Annotated in this window: 13 protein-coding genes; 6 read left to right on the forward strand and 7 right to left on the reverse strand. The window is 62.8% G+C overall.

Features of this window, described 5'->3' with window-relative positions; all coding sequences use genetic code 11:
• Window positions 1-72: 72 nt before the first annotated feature.
• Entirely contained in the window at window positions 73-1,311 is a 1,239-nt protein-coding gene (locus H8F01_RS11730) for a parallel beta-helix domain-containing protein (protein WP_187055308.1), read from the reverse strand.
• A 196-nt stretch (window positions 1,312-1,507) separates the two neighbouring features.
• A complete protein-coding gene (locus H8F01_RS11735) occupies window positions 1,508-2,932 on the reverse strand; it encodes a sensor histidine kinase (protein WP_187055309.1) in 1,425 nt (474 codons plus the stop codon).
• Between the two features lie 176 nt (window positions 2,933-3,108).
• On the opposite strand from H8F01_RS11735, the gene H8F01_RS11740 reads away from it, so the two are divergent.
• Window positions 3,109-4,008 (forward strand): SDR family oxidoreductase, encoded by a 900-nt coding sequence (locus tag H8F01_RS11740; RefSeq protein WP_187055310.1) that lies wholly within the window; start codon window positions 3,109-3,111, stop codon window positions 4,006-4,008.
• A 1,158-nt stretch (window positions 4,009-5,166) separates the two neighbouring features.
• Window positions 5,167-6,348, forward strand: a complete 1,182-nt coding sequence (locus tag H8F01_RS11745) for an OprO/OprP family phosphate-selective porin (RefSeq protein WP_187059261.1) — start codon at window positions 5,167-5,169, stop codon at window positions 6,346-6,348.
• A 107-nt stretch (window positions 6,349-6,455) separates the two neighbouring features.
• Here H8F01_RS11745 and H8F01_RS11750 read toward each other — a convergent pair whose 3' ends face one another.
• Complete coding sequence (locus H8F01_RS11750; RefSeq protein ID WP_187055311.1) at window positions 6,456-7,394, reverse strand: LysR family transcriptional regulator; 939 nt, start codon at window positions 7,392-7,394, stop codon at window positions 6,456-6,458.
• Between the two features lie 111 nt (window positions 7,395-7,505).
• Here H8F01_RS11750 and H8F01_RS11755 point away from each other — a divergent pair, with 111 nt between their 5' ends.
• Complete coding sequence (locus H8F01_RS11755; RefSeq protein ID WP_187055312.1) at window positions 7,506-8,258, forward strand: SDR family NAD(P)-dependent oxidoreductase; 753 nt, start codon at window positions 7,506-7,508, stop codon at window positions 8,256-8,258.
• 123 nt (window positions 8,259-8,381) lie between these two features.
• On the opposite strand, the gene H8F01_RS11760 is transcribed toward H8F01_RS11755, so the two are convergent.
• From H8F01_RS11760 to H8F01_RS11770, 3 genes are all read right to left on the reverse strand, one after another.
• Window positions 8,382-8,828: an HIT family protein gene (locus H8F01_RS11760; RefSeq protein ID WP_238480961.1), complete on the reverse strand. Its 447-nt coding sequence runs from the start codon at window positions 8,826-8,828 to the stop codon at window positions 8,382-8,384.
• An 86-nt stretch (window positions 8,829-8,914) separates the two neighbouring features.
• Window positions 8,915-9,313, reverse strand: a complete 399-nt coding sequence (locus tag H8F01_RS11765) for a nuclear transport factor 2 family protein (RefSeq protein WP_187055313.1) — start codon at window positions 9,311-9,313, stop codon at window positions 8,915-8,917.
• A gap of 179 nt (window positions 9,314-9,492) precedes the next feature.
• A complete protein-coding gene (locus H8F01_RS11770; protein WP_187055314.1) occupies window positions 9,493-10,161 on the reverse strand; it encodes a Type 1 glutamine amidotransferase-like domain-containing protein in 669 nt (222 codons plus the stop codon).
• A 569-nt stretch (window positions 10,162-10,730) separates the two neighbouring features.
• Between H8F01_RS11770 and H8F01_RS11775 the strand changes: the two genes are divergently transcribed.
• Window positions 10,731-11,801: a serine hydrolase domain-containing protein gene (locus H8F01_RS11775; RefSeq protein WP_187055315.1), complete on the forward strand. Its 1,071-nt coding sequence runs from the start codon at window positions 10,731-10,733 to the stop codon at window positions 11,799-11,801.
• A gap of 66 nt (window positions 11,802-11,867) precedes the next feature.
• Here the strand turns inward: H8F01_RS11775 and H8F01_RS11780 are convergent, their stop codons facing one another.
• Complete coding sequence (locus H8F01_RS11780) at window positions 11,868-12,278, reverse strand: hypothetical protein (protein WP_187055316.1); 411 nt, start codon at window positions 12,276-12,278, stop codon at window positions 11,868-11,870.
• A gap of 343 nt (window positions 12,279-12,621) precedes the next feature.
• Here H8F01_RS11780 and H8F01_RS11785 point away from each other — a divergent pair, with 343 nt between their 5' ends.
• Window positions 12,622-13,518: an ATP-grasp domain-containing protein gene (locus H8F01_RS11785; protein ID WP_238480962.1), complete on the forward strand. Its 897-nt coding sequence runs from the start codon at window positions 12,622-12,624 to the stop codon at window positions 13,516-13,518.
• A 652-nt stretch (window positions 13,519-14,170) separates the two neighbouring features.
• Window positions 14,171-15,199: a glycosyltransferase family 9 protein gene (locus H8F01_RS11790; protein WP_187055317.1), complete on the forward strand. Its 1,029-nt coding sequence runs from the start codon at window positions 14,171-14,173 to the stop codon at window positions 15,197-15,199.
• Window positions 15,200-15,216: the final 17 nt, after the last annotated feature.

A 15,216-nucleotide genomic window follows, 5' to 3' on the forward strand; every position in this document is an offset into this window, starting at 1 on the left:
GTTTTCGCGGGGTGACGGTGAGGTGGTCGTGTGCGCCTGCGGGCGAACCAGCCGTACGGAAAACCAAGGCAGTTACGCCTTCGGCTCCGGATCCAGCACCACCGGTGGCAGCTTGGGCAGCGTGCACTGGTACGCCTTGGTGTCGGTGCTGGGGTTCTTGTAGTCGTGCGGACCGTCGGCGTTGAGCACGCCCACGTCGCCGTTCTGGATGCAGAAGCGGTCTTCCGCCGGCGGTAGTCCGTCGACCAGCTTCTTTTCATCCACGTAGCCGTCCCACAGGATGTCCGGGAACTTGCCAGTCAGGCCGAAAACCGCGGTTTTCAGCGTCTTCAGCTTCATGCCGTCCGGCGAATCGCCGCCGCCCTTGAAGCGGTTGTCGTAGATGAAGATGCCCTTGGGGTACGGGTTGTAATCGGCCGCAACGCCCTTGGTGTTGTAGTAGTTGGTGGAGAAGTAGCTGGAGATGATGACGTTGGCCGTCTGGTTGTCGGCGATGTCGTTGTCGAAGATCTCCACCTTGTCGTTGGAGTTCACCACCACGCCCGCGCCGCGCGGCACGCTGGCCACGGCCGCACCCTTGGCGGCGAAGTTGTCGGTGTTGTTGCCAAACGACTTGTTCTTGAACACGCGCGTGCTGTGGCCCGCCTGCGAGAGGTTGGGCATGTTGAACACCAGGATGCCACCGGTGTTGTTGGTGGCGGTGTTTTCGTACACGTCGGCATTCACCGAGTTCTCGATCTCGATGCCGGCCACGTTGTATTCGGCGCGATTGCGGCGCACCACGATGTTGTTGGACTGGCCCACGTAGATGCCCGCATCGGACGCGCCGATCACCACGGAGTCTTCCACCAGCACGTTCTGGGTCTTCACCGGATACAGGCCGTAAGCGCCGTTGGTGGTCTTGGGGCCGCCGGTCCATTCCACGCGCACGCCGCGGATGGTGATGTTCTTGCCCTGGTTGATCTTGAGCGCGTCGCCCTTGGTGTCTTCCAGGGCGAGGTTCTCGATGGTGAAGTCGTTGGCGTTCACCAGCAGGCCTTCCGGCCCCACGACCTGGCCCTTGAACGACAGCACGGTCTTGTCCATGCCGGCGCCCTTGATGGTCACGCCGTCGGTGCGCAGGCTCAGGCCGCGCTGAAGGTGGTAGTGGCCCGCCGGGATGTCGATGACGCTGCCCGGCTTGGCGTCCAGCAACTGCTGCTGCAGCTTGGCTTCGAACGAGACGTCGCCGCTGCTCTGGGCTGGTGCTTCTTCGTGACTGCAGGCCGCCAGGGCAAGTGGCAGGGCGAGAAACAATAGGGTCTTGCGCATGGTCGCTTTCCTCCCCAGGAGCGGCTGGCTGCGTGATAGCCCACTGTCCCGGAAACCGCGGCGCCCTAGGGAGGGGAGAACGTGCAGCTAAGGGGGGTAAATCGGCCAGTGTGACGATCGTTTGAAAATCTGTTGGGTCCGCCGTGCGGGGGCGGGCGGCATGCTGGCCGTGGTACCCCGGGTCGGGATGAGGTGTCTACAGCGAAACACCGGCAGCAGGATCCGGTTGCCCGTGCGGCCCCTGGTTTTCCGATCCGGCGCCGCTCGTCTCATGCAAGGGCAGGTCGATCCGAAACCGCGTGCCCACCCGGGGTGTGCTGGCCACGCTGATCTTTCCCTTCGCCGCTTCAATGACACTGGCGACCACGGACAAACCCAGGCCGGTGCCGACCCCGAGCGGCTTGGTCGTATAGAAGGGCTCGAACAGCTTGGCCTGCACATCGGCATCCATGCCGATGCCGGTATCGGCCAGCAGGATCCGGGCCGTGCCGTCCATGCATGGTTCAACCGATACCGTGAACTGGCCGCCATCGGGCATGGCATCGCGTGCGTTGGAGGCGATATTCAGCACCACCAGCTCCAGCTGGCTTCGGTCGAACAGCACGGGCAGGCGTTCATTGCAGCAGTGGATGTCCACTCTTATGTGCCGACCGAGCAGCTGTCGCAGCATCGGCTCCAGCTCGCGCACCACCGTGACGACATCCACGATCTGTGCCGGGCCCGTGTCCTTGCGGCTGAAGTTCAGCAGTTTCCGGTTGATGGCCAGCCCGCGCAGTGCGGCCAGCTCGATGCCCTCCAGGGCACTGAGCAGCGAAGGCGTGCCAAGGTCGGCCAGCATTTCGCGCTCGGACGAGTAGCCCAGCACGACATTGAGGATGTTGTCGAAGTCGTGCGCCAGCCCGGTGGTCACGCGGCCGACGGCCTCCACGCGTTGCGAATGGATCAGTTGCCGCAGCATTTCCTCGCGCTCGCGAATCTGCTGTTGCAACCGTTCGTTCACGGCAGCAAGCTCCGCCGCGCTTTGCGCCACCTGGCCAAGGGTGGCGCGGAACCGAATGATGAAACGGTCGAAAATGATGGCGATGACGAAGTAGGCGCCGATGCGCACCGGCAGGGCGTGGAACACGGCCAGCTCCTCGGGTTTTGAGGGTGGCAGCCAGAAGCTGTCGGCGAGCTGGCCAACACACAGTGCGACAACCACGGCTGCGTAGGCCATCCACAGCGCCCTGCGGCCAAGGACCAGGCCCGACGTCGCCAGCAGCAGGGTCGGCAGTGCATCGCGGGATCCATGTTTGTAGCCGGTCACCGCGTAGGCAACCACCGTCGAAACCACGATCACGGCAAGGAACAGTTTGACCCCGGCGCGGAAGCGTCCTCGCCGGATCGCCACGACGGCCATCCAGGCACTCAGCAGGATGAGGGTGTCCAGGCCCAGCGCCACGCGTTCCTGCAAGGTTGCCGGCGACTGCACCACCACCGAATACAGCCAGCTCGGGAACAGCATCAGGCTGAACAGGATCAGGAAGGCCTGCACGAAGGGGCTGTTCAGTGCATCGACGGGATCGTTGGGTGGAACACGCGAGAGCCAGTCCTTGATGACGCGGGAGGCTTTGATGTCCACCGGGGTGTCCCCTTTCGGCCATGGCGCTGACGGGGTTTATCGTACGCCGGCCGGCGCGAGGGCTGGAATCAAGGCTCGCCCATCCTGTTAATCCATATACCCCTATAACGCCACGGCTTTACCCGTGCACCCAGGGCGATAGGGTGACTGACTTCCTCACCATCGGAGTCTCCCCCGTGCGCATATTCCTCACCGGCGCCACTGGTTTCATCGGATCGCGCATCGTCCCTGAGCTGCTCGCCGCCGGCCATCACGTGATCGGCATGACCCGCTCGGACGAGGGGGCGCTTGCACTCGCCGCCGCCGGTGTTGAAGTGCATCGGGGCCAGCTGGAGAACCTGGACAGCCTGCGCAAAGGCGCGGCCAGGGCAGACGCGGTGATCCACACGGCGTTCGACCACGACTTCTCCCGCTTTGCCGCCAACTGCGAGAAGGACCGCCAGGCCATCATCGCGATGGGCTCGGTGCTGGCCGGTTCGGATCGTCCGCTGCTCATCACGTCGGGGACAGGCATGGGAAGCAGCACTGTGCCAGGCCAGCCCGCCACCGAAGATGTGTTCAATACGGCGCATCCCAATCCGCGCTCGGCGTCGGAGATGGCCGGCGCCGAGATGCTGGCGGCCGGCGTCGCCGTGTCTGTCGTGCGCCTGCCGCAGGTGCACGACACCCGGCGACAAGGCTTGATCAGCCCGCTGATCGAGGTGGCAAGGGCCAAAGGCGTATCGGCGTATGTGGGCGCAGGGGAAAACCGCTGGCCGGCCGCGCACGTGCTCGATGTGGCCCGGCTCTATCGCCTGGCCATCGAGCAGTGCCAGCCGGGCACGCGCTACCACGCCGTCGCCGAAGAGGGCATCAGCGTCCGCGACATCGCCGAAGTGATTGCCACCGGCCTGGGCGTTCCGGTCAAGTCCATTGCCGCGGACCAGGCGGCCGATCATTTCGGATGGATGGCTGGTTTCGCGGGCCTGGATCTTCCGGCATCGAGTGCGTGGACACGCAAGGCACTCGACTGGCATCCGCATGGCCCCGCACTGCTCGAGGATCTCAGCCAGATGGATTTCCAGGGCGGCCGTTGAGCCGGCTGCGTGGTCGATCATGGGGATAAAGGGGTGTCCGCTTCGGGTCGAAAGCGGACCTCAGTGGCTCATCAGGCTAACCACAGGATGCACTCCGGTCCGGCGGCCGGAATACTCTCGGCTTTGCCCGAGCCGTTGCGGGGACATCCCTTTTAGTGACTCGCTTGACGCTTCCGTGCGCCCGGATCTCCCCCTCCCAGATGCTGAAAGCCATGCCTTCCTCGAACATGGGTAATGCCACGTCGAGCAAAAGCAGCCATACCTTGGCTTCAAACCTGACCCCTGGGGCAGGCTCACCTTCGAAGGCGAGCGTCGCAGACCAATAGTCGTCCTTCACTCCCAGGACGCTCTGCCACTCGTCTTTTGACAGCGACACCTGCTCTCGCCCTGCTTCCGTAGGAAGCATGACGATGTCGGCAACGAAGTCTGGTAATTCTCGCGGTGGCATGGTCGTGCTCTGTGGCAAGCGTCGTTCCATTCCCAGTGCTTCCGGACGTGTCCGCTGCATGCGGGACGAACGCTGGCGCTGGTTCCTGTCCACCCGAGACTTCAGTTCGACGTCAGGCCTGAAGCGACTCGGAGCATGAAGCTCCCTCTGGCACCCGGCGGACCCATCCATTGCCTGCCGCTGGTGGCAACGTTCGTGACGTCTTCCTTGACGCACTGGCACTGCTGAATGGCATTCCATCGACGCCTTGGGCGTTGCCACGCAGAACAACATGGGTCATTCGAACCGTCAGGTCGCCAGGAAGCATGGTGATCGTTGATACACGCCATCAACCCGCGGACATGGCAAAAGAAGACTCGCCTCCCCGGCTGTCGAAACCGAGTCATGTCGACATCATCCGCCCAGCCAGCCCGTGTACACATCGACCATTTGGCCGACCTGAGCTTGAACGACCCGTTTGCCTGCCCGCAATTGTAAGTTTTACTTGGTAGATGTCCCGTAGATTTACGCAGGCAGAAAAGGTGGTGGCGTTGACTGGCCCCAAGTCGATGGCGCGTGCGCGAATTTCGATCCACACTGTTTCACGTGCCTGGATCTGCATGACGACCTGCAGGCGTCACGGACGTTGATCAACATGGCCATGACTCGACCGGAGGTGGCGCGTGACGGATCGGGACAAGCATGCAAGGGTGTGTGGACATGGCCTGGCCATGCTTCTGGCGCTGACTGCGTCGCCTTGCGTTCGTGCCGCTGAATTCAGCCTCTACGAAAACTGGCCAACCCACGTGACCGCTTCGGATGGCACGGACTTCGGCCTGGCCGTGCTGTACCAGTACGACTTCAACCAGTTCTCCAACGGCGCCGGCATGTTCGAAGACGCCAACACCAACCGGCGGAAACAATTTGGCCTGTACCTGCGCAAGCCGGGCGTGTACGACGCCATCGTCCAGTACGACTTTCAGTCCGACCAGTGGTCCGACACCTTCCTGCGATTTCGCAGCAAGGGTGTCGTCGGTACCGACCTTGGCAATTTTCGCTTCGGTTACTCCAAAACCCCGGTGGGCTTCGAGGGTGTGACGAGCTCCGCCGCAACGACCTTCCTCGAAACCGCCTTGCCTACGCAGGCCGTGTGGGAGGGCCGTCGCGCGGGCGTGGACTGGGCATGGGCACGGCCACACTTCGTCTTGAACATCGGTGACTACTTCTGGCGCAAGGACTTCGATGGCGAGAACCCGGGACATACCTGGGCGATGCGCGCCGCATGGGTACCACTCGATGAGACCGGCGAAGTGCTGCATTTTGGCTTGTCGGCTTCGCGCGAAATGCTGGATTGGGCTGATGAAGGGACGGTGCCTCCCGATGCGCGCCTGCGTGCCCGGCCCGAGGCAGGACTGACGCCGGTACGGCTGGTCGATTCCGGATCGCTCGACGACAGCAGGCGCGTGGACAGGCAGGGCTTCGAGGCCTTGTGGATCGGGGGGCCGTGGTCCGTACAAGGCGAATACCTTCAGGCCAGGGTCCAGCGCACCAACGGCCAGCCTGACTACAACACCAGTGGGTTCTATGTGTTCGGCACCTGGACGCTCACGGGCGAGGCCCGTCACTACAGCGACGGCAACGTCGGCAACCGGCGTTACAACAGCCGCGACGAGGAAGACATTCATTCCGAAGGCCCGTGGGGTGCCGTGGAACTGGCCGTACGCTACAGCGAGCTCGACCTCAACGATGGCGCTGTCACCGGTGGCAAGGAACACGACTGGACGCTGGGCGCGAACTGGTACCTCGGCGAGCACCTGAAACTGCAGGCGAACTATGTGTGGGCCTTCAGCGATCGGGGTGACCTGCAGGTCAACCCGCGCATCTTCGAGATGCGGGCGCAAGTCTCGTTCTGAGGGCATGCGACGTTGCCCTCGCGGTTCCGGAACGCGCAGGGGTCTTACGCTGGATCTTGCACGTTTGCGTCCATGGGGCGATGGCGGCGCACAGGGCCATGAACGGTCTAGCCGCGGCGCTGTGCTTTCTTCGCAGGCCAGCGCCACTCCGGCTCGGAAAGCTTCTCTGCCAGGTAATTTCCCAAGGCTTCCACCTTGGCTGGCCGGGAGCGAAGCGTGGGCGTGACGAAGTAGACCCCGCCTGTTGCGTGTGACCATCCGGGAAGGATTTCCTGAAGCTCTCCGCGCTTGAGGTAACCACTCGCAATGAACTCGGGCAGTTCACCGACGGCCTTGCCTGCCAGCAGCAGGGGAATGGATGCCTCGATGTTGGTGACGCGCAGTCTGCCCCGGGGTTTGACCAGTTCTTCGTTGCCCTGACGATCGACAAGTTTCCAGGTGTCGTTCTGGGAGCGGTAGGCGTAACCGACACAGTCATGACGGTTCAGATCGCTCGGGTGCTTCGGTTTGCCGTTCAGGCGCAGGTATTCCGGCGAGGCCACCAGAAAGCGCGAGACGCTGCAGAGCTTGCGCGCGACCAGCGATGAATCGGGAAGCAATGCAATGCGTACGGCTGCGTCAAATCCCTCGCCAATCAGGTCGACCGAGGCGTCTGACAGGTGCAGGTCGACGCTGATGTCGGGAAAGCGCTGCAGGAACGCCGGAAGGAGGGGCGCCACCCACTGGATGCCAAATGTCATCGGCACCGCGAGACGTACCAGTCCTCGCGGGTGCGCGGCCTGTTCGCGCGCGGTGGCCTCAAGTTGCTCGGCATCCCGGAGCATGCGGCTCGCCTGATCCAGCAGCGATGCGCCGAACTCCGTGAGGGCCAGCTGGCGTGAGGTTCGGTTGAACAACCGCCCACCAAGCCGCCCTTCAAGCCGCGTGACGGCTCGAGACACCGTGGCCACGGACAGGTCGAACTCCCTCGCTGCACCCGCGAAAGAGCGTTCCTCCGCCACCTTGGCAAACAGGGCGAGGCCTTCCAGGTCGGGGAGATGGCTCATTTCATTTCTGCAACGATGATTTGCAATTGATTCTATTTTGTTTGTCTGGCGCGGTCGATAGCCTATCTCTTAACCCGCAACACCTACTCCCCATTCAAGAGGAACGCAGTCATGACCCGTAAGCTCGAAGGCAAGATCGCAGTCGTCACCGGTGGTACCTCGGGCATTGGCCTGGCCACCGCGAAGCAGTTCGCTGCGGAAGGTGCCCACGTCTTCATCACCGGTCGCCGCAAGAAGGAGCTCGACGACGCCGTTGCCGCCATTGGCAACGCGACCGGCGTGCAGGTGGACTCCTCCAAACTCGATCAGCTCGATCAGCTGTTCGCCGCGGTCAAGGACAGCAAGGGCCGCATCGACGTGCTGTTCGCCAACGCCGGTGGCGGCGGCATGCTGCCGCTGGGCGACATCACGGAAGAGCAGTACGAGGACACCTTCGGCCGCAACGTCAAGGGCGTGATCTTCACGGTGCAGAAGGCATTGCCGCTGCTGTCCAAGGGCGCCTCGGTCATCCTCACGGGCTCCACCGCCGGCATCAGCGGCACGCCTGCTTTCAGCGTCTACTCCGCGAGCAAGGCAGCGATCCGCGCGCTCGTCCGCAGCTGGATCCTGGATGTGAAGGATCGTGGTATCCGCTTCAACGTGGTCAGCCCGGGCGCCACCAAGACCCCGGGCCTGGTGGATCTCGCCGGTCCTGACGCCGCGCAGCAACAGGGTCTGCTGGACTACCTCGCCTCGATGGTGCCGATGGGCCGCGTCGGTGAGCCGGAGGAAATCGCCAAGGCGGTGGTGTTCCTCGCTTCGGACGATGCCAGCTTCGTGAATGGTGCTGAGCTGTTCGTCGACGGCGGTCAGGCACAGGTCTGACGGATAAGAGGGCGCGCGCGGAGGGTGGTGCAAGGCTCGCTCTTCGCCCATGCCTGGCTCAGTGGTCGACCCGCATCAGCGATGCCCATACGCATCCCGGATGTGGGTCGACCTTTGTACGCGCTAAAGCAAGGCGGCTCGAAGCTTGGCTGCCAACGCCATGCGCTCCTCGGTGGAGTAGGGCACTTTCTGCCCCCCATACAATCCGTCACCCGGGTAGCGGGGAAATACGTGAAGGTGGTAGTGCCACACATCTTGATTGCCGGCCGGGCCGTTGTGTTGGCGGGTGGAGATTCCCTCGCAGCCAAAGGCGCTCAGCATGGCGTGTGACAGGCGGCGCGTGACACGAAAGAAATCACTGCCGAGGTTGTCCCGCATCTCCAGCACGTTTTCGTAGTGATCTCGCGGCACCACCAGGCAGTTGCCCTTGATTCCGCCGTAGTGGTGCGTTGGAACCAGGGCGAATACGTTGTCATCCATCAGCACAACGGCAGATTCTGGCGCAGGCGATGGAAGCGTCCCGGCAATGCTGCAGAACGGACACTCGTACCCCGGTGGCGCATGTTTCATGAAAACTGTCCTCTGTCGATCCCTTTACATCGTTCTGGCGACGGCCGCTTCGTCTCGAAAGAAGAAACCTGGGTTGGCCGCGGGGTTCACTGCACACCAAGCTTCGATTGCAGCATGGCACCCATGTGTTGGTGGATCAGGTTGATCGCCTTCAGGGGTCTCAGCATCACCTTGAAGTCGATGATTTTCCCGGCGTCATTCCACGTGATGATGTCGACACCGTTGACGACTATGCCGTCGATCTCCGTTTCAAACTCCAGCATGGCATCTGACGGGCCCATGATCTGGCGCACGTAGCGGAACGTTGGATTGAAGAACACCGTGAAGGCCGCGCCCAGATAGGCGACGGCCAGTGCCTTGCCACGTTGCGGCGTGTGGACGACCGGCGAGTGGAACACCGCATCGTCCGCCAGCAGGGCATGGAGACCTGACGCGTCGTGGGTGCGAACCAGGCGATGCCAGGTTTCGATCGGGTGTTCATCCATCACATGCTCCTTTGTACACATGAATACCTGAGTTCAGGGACGATAGCCAACGCAAGCGCTTTGCAGCTAAGCGCGTGCATCCGATAGACGGCGCTTCGGTGGTGCTCCGGCAGACCTTCCCTCTGGTGCGGGACAAGCTGCAACCAGCCGTCATCATTGACTGGCTGTGACCCGAGCATCTAGTGCGCGAAGTGCCTCCAGTGGCCTTCGGAGATGATCTCGATGACACCGTCCACCACCTTGATGGCAGTCCCATCGTCGATCGCGTAGCCCGGCGCTGACAGGCGTGCAGCCCACGTTTCGGCGTCGGCCATGGTGTTCTCCGGGCACGCGATATTGTCCAGGTGCGGAAAGATGGAAAAACCGACCATGCCCAGCGCGCTATCGCCACCGCCGGCTGGCTTCCAGCCCACGAACTCCTCGCCGACATGCGGAGCCATCACCATGCTGCCGGCACTTAGTCCCACATAAACCGTGTTACTGAGCGACGGGAGCAGATCAGCCAGCCCTGACTCGCGCATCCAGTGGTGCAGGTACAGAACGTCGCCACCGCATACCAGCAGCGCATCAACCTCACGGACCAGCGGGATCCAGTTCTGCTTGTCGATGCTCGGTAGAGCCGTCAACTCCAGCATGCCTACGGACTTCCACCCCAACTCGACCATGGGCGTGGGCGTTTGCCCGGCTATCTGCCGCCACGTCATCACCGCGGTTCCGGGCAACATGCCGTACATCGCGGTAGGGATGCATAGCGCGGTGGATTCGGCGATGGGCTTGCCCAGCAAGTCGGCGAGGGCAGCCCGGATACTCGGGTTGCTGACGCCGCCGGAGGTGAGGAGAAGCTTCATCGCGCTTTCCTTGTCCATCGAAAGCCGGGGCCGGCCGCAGCGAAGTCGGTGAGCCTTCGAACGCTGTCGGGCTCTTGGGCGGACGAGTCAATCACGGTGCATGGGCTCGCACAAGTGCACGAGTCACGGGACCGGTGGCGGCTATCCATAACCATGCCAACGTGAAGAGTGCAGCCATCAACGACTGGATGTAACTCCATTCGTCAGATGCGCTCATCTCATTCGGCGAAGCGAGTTTGAAATGGTGAGTTTGTTGTGTCGCGCAGAGTTGGGGTCGAAGCGGAGCCCGTGGGAGCTGCCTGCGTGGCGGGTGAGCTTGAGGGCCAGGGTGATGGCCGATTCCGGTGCCTCGTGCAGCTCGATGCTGTCTTGGGATGGCTGCAAGCGCCGCGCCCTGGCCATTCATCCCAGCCTCCGCCCCCTTCGTCGCCCCAGCAGCGCTTTCGTCGCACGGGGTCTGGAGGAGGGGCCGGCGCTGGCTAAGCTCGATGTGATCGACCGGATCGCGTGGCTCGGCACTGAGCCCGTCGTCGCCGGTTCGCCCGCCGTTAGCCACCCGGGAGTGGGTTATGCGATGCATCGTCGCGATGGTTTGCCTGTTGTGTTCCGCCCGTCTGTTTGCCCAGGGCGATGCGGTGGCGGCCTATATCGACGAGTACGCGAACGCGCACCACTACAGCGGATCGATCCTGGTGCAATGGCACGATGGCACGCGCGTGGTGAGGAGCTACGGGCTCGCCAATATCCCCATGCGGGTCGCCAATACGCCGCAGACCCGATTCAAGATCGCCTCGGTCACCAAGCTGTTCACCTCGGTGCTGATCCTTCAGCTGGTGGAGCAGGGCAGGCTTGAGCTGGACCGACCGATCAAGACCTACCTGCCGGACTACGTCGGAGAGGCGGGCAACAAGGTGACGATCCAGCAGCTGCTCAACCACACCTCGGGCCTGCCAAGTTTCGACGGGGTTACCGACCAGGCCACGGCACTGAAAGAGGGCATTCCCGTCTATCAGCTGCCGCACACCAGCGAGCAGCTGATGGCGCAGTTCAGTGGTGGCAAGCTCGCCAGTACGCCCGGTGAGAAGTTCAACTACAACAACGCCGACTACGTCGTGCTGGGGCAGATCATCTCGCGATTGTATGGACGTCCATACGAAACGGTGTTGCAGGATCGCATCCTCGATCCCCTGCATATGATCAACAGCGGGGTACTGCATCATGGCGACATCGTGGACAGGCTTGCCGATACGTATTGGTATCCCGACGACAGGAAGATCCTGTCACGCGATCTGCCGGTGTATCCGGAAAACTGGTACGCCGCCGGCGCCATGTACTCCACTACCGGCGACCTGTTGAAGTTTGCCCAGGCCCTGTTCAATGGCAAGCTGATCGCCCCCGAAACCCTGCAGGCGATGATCAGGCCCGGGCTCGATGAATATGGCGATGGCCTGTGGTCATACCAACTCACCGCCGGAGGGGCCAGGCATCCGGTGATCAAGCGCCCCGGGTCGATCATGGGTGCGCAGGCCCAGTTCCTCCACGTGATGGATCAGGACATCACCGTCATCATGCTGGGCAATACCAGCGTGATTGATGCCGATGCCCTGGTGGAAAACATCGCCAAACGCGCCATTCGATAAGGACACAGAGGCGGTCCGCCTTGATGGGAAAGCGGACATGGTCCGAGGGCAGGGGCGGGCGGCTTGCTAGGACACCGTGGCCGGCGCCAGCGTCCAGCCGCCTTCGGCGCCCAGCGCGTTCTCCATGCGGATCAGGCATCGCACGGCTTGCGCGGCGGTGTGCCGCATGGCGCGGGCGAGGTGGTGGGCGTTCTTGGGGGTGAGCTGATGGGAGGTGATCAGGCCTGCCAGCTCCCCTAGTGTTTCCAGATCGACAATGCTGTCCTTCGCGGCCTTGGTCGCGTCCGGCGACAGCCGATCGCTGAAGTCATCGAGTACGCCCTGCACGATGCGGGCGCCATCGATGGCGGCCTTCGACATGGTGGTCGCCTGCTGCTTCGGCAGGCACCCCTGATTGACCCCGTCATTGGCCAACTCCCAGAAAGCCCGGGCGATGCCGAGTGATCGTGCGATGCCGATGGTCGGTTCCCTGCACATGTTCTGCTCCTCATCGTGATGACGGTACGGTGAAACGGGCAGGATCAACGTAGTCGGGCGCTTTCGCAAAAGCTTACGCAACCTCCCCTCAGGCTGGCAAATCCCTGGTGTTGGGGTGATGACGAGTCAGGGCTTACGCAGTGCGCCGTCCCTGTGGGCTGCATTGACGGGGTGACAGCGGGTCAGGGAGACTGGCCGGGCATCGCGTGTGCGATGCGCTGACCACGGCGCGGCGTTTCTTCGTCGCGCAGTCGGGCCTGAGGGGTGCTGCGACGGACACGGTCCGCCACGCTCGGTTCCGATCCATCGAACAAGGGCGCCCTCCATCACTGGAGGATTTGCCATGCCCCACGCCGTCACTCATCGCCTTGCCATCGCCACCTGCTCGATGGTGCCGGGCATTCACCCGGATGACGCGCATCTGGCCGCATTACTGGCGCAACGGGGCATCGAGCCGGTTGCCTGCATCTGGAACGACCCCGAGGTCGACTGGACTGCGTTCGACGCCGTGCTGATGCGCTCGACCTGGGACTACTTCAAGCACTACACGGCCTTCTGCGCATGGCTCGAACGTTTGCCCATTCCCACGATCAATCCCGGGTCGTTGTTGCGCTGGAACAGTGACAAGCGATACCTCGCCGAACTGGCGGCACTGGGCGTGGACATCATTCCCACCACCTTCACGTCGGCTAGTGATCTGGCCGGGACATTGGCGCTCACACCGGGGCAGGAGGTGGTGGTCAAGCCGACCGTCAGCGGCACAGCCTGGCACACCGCGCGTGGCGTGGTGGGCGAGCCCGCGTTCGAGCAGACCATCGCGGCGCTGCCTTCGGCCTTCCAATACCTGGTGCAGCCGTTCGTGCCTGAAGTGGTCAGCGGTGGTGAGTGGTCGCTACTGTTCTTCGACGGCAACTTCAGCCACGCGGTGATCAAGCGCCCTGCCGTGGGCGACTACCGGGTGCAGTCCGAGTTCGGTGGCACGGCGCAACGCGTCGAGCCGCCGGCGGCGCTGGTGGAAAGTGCCGGGCGTGCTCTCGCTGCCATGGCAACGCTCGGATATACCGATATTGCCTATGCACGCGTGGATGGCGTGCTTACCCGGCGCGGCTTCCTCCTGATGGAATTGGAGATGATCGAGCCCTTCCTGCATCTGGCGGTGGCACCCGACGCCGCGGAGCGTTTTGCGGGCCAGTTGTGGAAGCGCCTGGCGGCAGGGCTACCCGAGTGCAGGCCGGTGTGACGCTTTCGGTGTGGCTGCAGATCTCCGCCTGGCGGCGGCAGCTAATGAACACCACGTGTGGCCGCCCCTATTTCTGGCAACGCAGCATGCTGAGTTGCCAGTGGGTGCACCTGTTTCTGCACTCGGCAGTTCACGTTTAGCCGTCCAATGGCTGGCGGCGCGCGAAGCTCATTTCACCCGGTGCGTGATTTTTTTCTTTTAGCGCAGCGTCCTTGTCAGTCGTTGCGTTGCAGCACATGGCTGGTGTCATGTGCATGCGGCTTTCTTCGGTACTACTTAGATTTTTTTAACGCGAAGCCCGGAAATTTTTCTATGGAGAAGCGTTCCCAAGAGCAGGCATGATGCGTGTCTCAGGGCCGGGGGGACTCACAGGGGCTTTGCGACGCGAGTCTGTCGTCAGCATGTCGTCAGCGTGTCGCATAAGTTTGGCGAAAGTGATCGTCGCGGATACTGCGCGTACCAGGGAGGGATCTATGTCAGGCGCGTCGGATGACGCGTTGCGCCGGATGCCATGACTTATGCCACGTCTTTTCGTTTTTGGTGTCGTGTGAACACATCCAGCGTCATTGCTGCACAAGCGCCCATGGCGCGCAAAGGCATTTACCGAATCCTGGTGTGCCGGCCGAATCATCGGCTCGGCAATACCATCCTGATGACGCCGCTCATCCAGGAACTGGAGCGGCTGTACGTCGGTGCCGAGATCGACATCCTTTCCGAAGGGCGCATTGCCGAAGAAGTGTTTTCCAGCTTCTTCAGCGTGAAGAACGTGTACTGCCTGCCCAAGCGCGGCTTCAAGCATCCGCTGAGTTTCCTCGGCATGCTGCACGGCATACGGCAGATGCGTTACGACCTGATCATCGATCCGTGTCTCGGTTCCGGCTTCAGCCGTGCGATGACGCGTCACCTGCGTGCGCGCTACAAGCTGGGTTTCAGTGATGTGGGTGAGCGCTCGGGCCTGACCCATCCCGTACCCAGCGAAGTCGCGGGCAACCACATGGCGCAGCGCCCCATCAACTTGCTGCGCTGGGCGCGTGCGCACTTTTCGGGTGTGGTGGACGACACCAGTCACTATCCCGCGCTCGATATCCGCCTGACCGAAGACGAACGCGCACAGGGTCGGTGCGTCGTTGACCAGCTGCTGCACGAATCGCAGCCCGACGCCACGCGTCCGGTGGTGGGCATCTTCGCCAATGCCACCGGGGCCAAGCGCTATCCTGAATCGTGGTGGGCGGAGTTCATCACTACGTTCAAGGAAATGAATCCGCACGCGAGCCTGCTCGAGCTGATCCCCATGCACGGCCACTCCATGCTCGGCGAAGCGTGGCCGGGCTATTACTCCTCCGGCATCCGCCGCATGGGCGCCGTGATGGCCAACATGGATCTGATGATCACCGCCGACTGCGGCGTGATGCATCTGGCCGTTGCCTCCAAGGTGCCCACCGTCGGCATGTTCTCCGTGACCGATGCGTCGGTGTACGCGCCTTATGGCCTGGGCAGCTGCCCGCTGCTTACCCAGGGCATGTCCGCCCGGGAAGCGGCCACGCAGGTGGTTCGCGCGTTCCCCGGTTTGCTGACTGAAGGTCATGCCACCGGTCGTGCGGTGACCGGCGTGCCCATGCACTGGGATGACACAGCGGTGATGGATCCGGGTAACCTCGGTCATTTCGGCCTGTCCCATTGATGGGGCAATGCCGTGGG

Source organism: Dyella telluris (assembly GCF_014297575.1).
GTDB lineage: Bacteria > Pseudomonadota > Gammaproteobacteria > Xanthomonadales > Rhodanobacteraceae > Dyella > Dyella telluris.

What these genes read in the sequence shown, in the direction of transcription:
- H8F01_RS11775 (WP_187055315.1), top strand. Translation starts at nt 10,731, where the DNA reads ATGCGATGCATCGTCGCGATGGTTTGCCTGTTGTGTTCCGCCCGTCTG.
- H8F01_RS11750 (WP_187055311.1), bottom strand. Translation starts at nt 7,394, where the DNA reads ATGAGCCATCTCCCCGACCTGGAAGGCCTCGCCCTGTTTGCCAAGGTG.
- H8F01_RS11755 (WP_187055312.1), top strand. Translation starts at nt 7,506, where the DNA reads ATGACCCGTAAGCTCGAAGGCAAGATCGCAGTCGTCACCGGTGGTACC.
- H8F01_RS11760 (WP_238480961.1), bottom strand. Translation starts at nt 8,828, where the DNA reads ATGAAACATGCGCCACCGGGGTACGAGTGTCCGTTCTGCAGCATTGCC.
- H8F01_RS11790 (WP_187055317.1), top strand. Translation starts at nt 14,171, where the DNA reads ATGACGCCGCTCATCCAGGAACTGGAGCGGCTGTACGTCGGTGCCGAG.
- H8F01_RS11730 (WP_187055308.1), bottom strand. Translation starts at nt 1,311, where the DNA reads ATGCGCAAGACCCTATTGTTTCTCGCCCTGCCACTTGCCCTGGCGGCC.
- H8F01_RS11785 (WP_238480962.1), top strand. Translation starts at nt 12,622, where the DNA reads ATGCCCCACGCCGTCACTCATCGCCTTGCCATCGCCACCTGCTCGATG.
- H8F01_RS11745 (WP_187059261.1), top strand. Translation starts at nt 5,167, where the DNA reads ATGCTTCTGGCGCTGACTGCGTCGCCTTGCGTTCGTGCCGCTGAATTC.
- H8F01_RS11780 (WP_187055316.1), bottom strand. Translation starts at nt 12,278, where the DNA reads ATGTGCAGGGAACCGACCATCGGCATCGCACGATCACTCGGCATCGCC.
- H8F01_RS11765 (WP_187055313.1), bottom strand. Translation starts at nt 9,313, where the DNA reads ATGGATGAACACCCGATCGAAACCTGGCATCGCCTGGTTCGCACCCAC.
- H8F01_RS11770 (WP_187055314.1), bottom strand. Translation starts at nt 10,161, where the DNA reads ATGAAGCTTCTCCTCACCTCCGGCGGCGTCAGCAACCCGAGTATCCGG.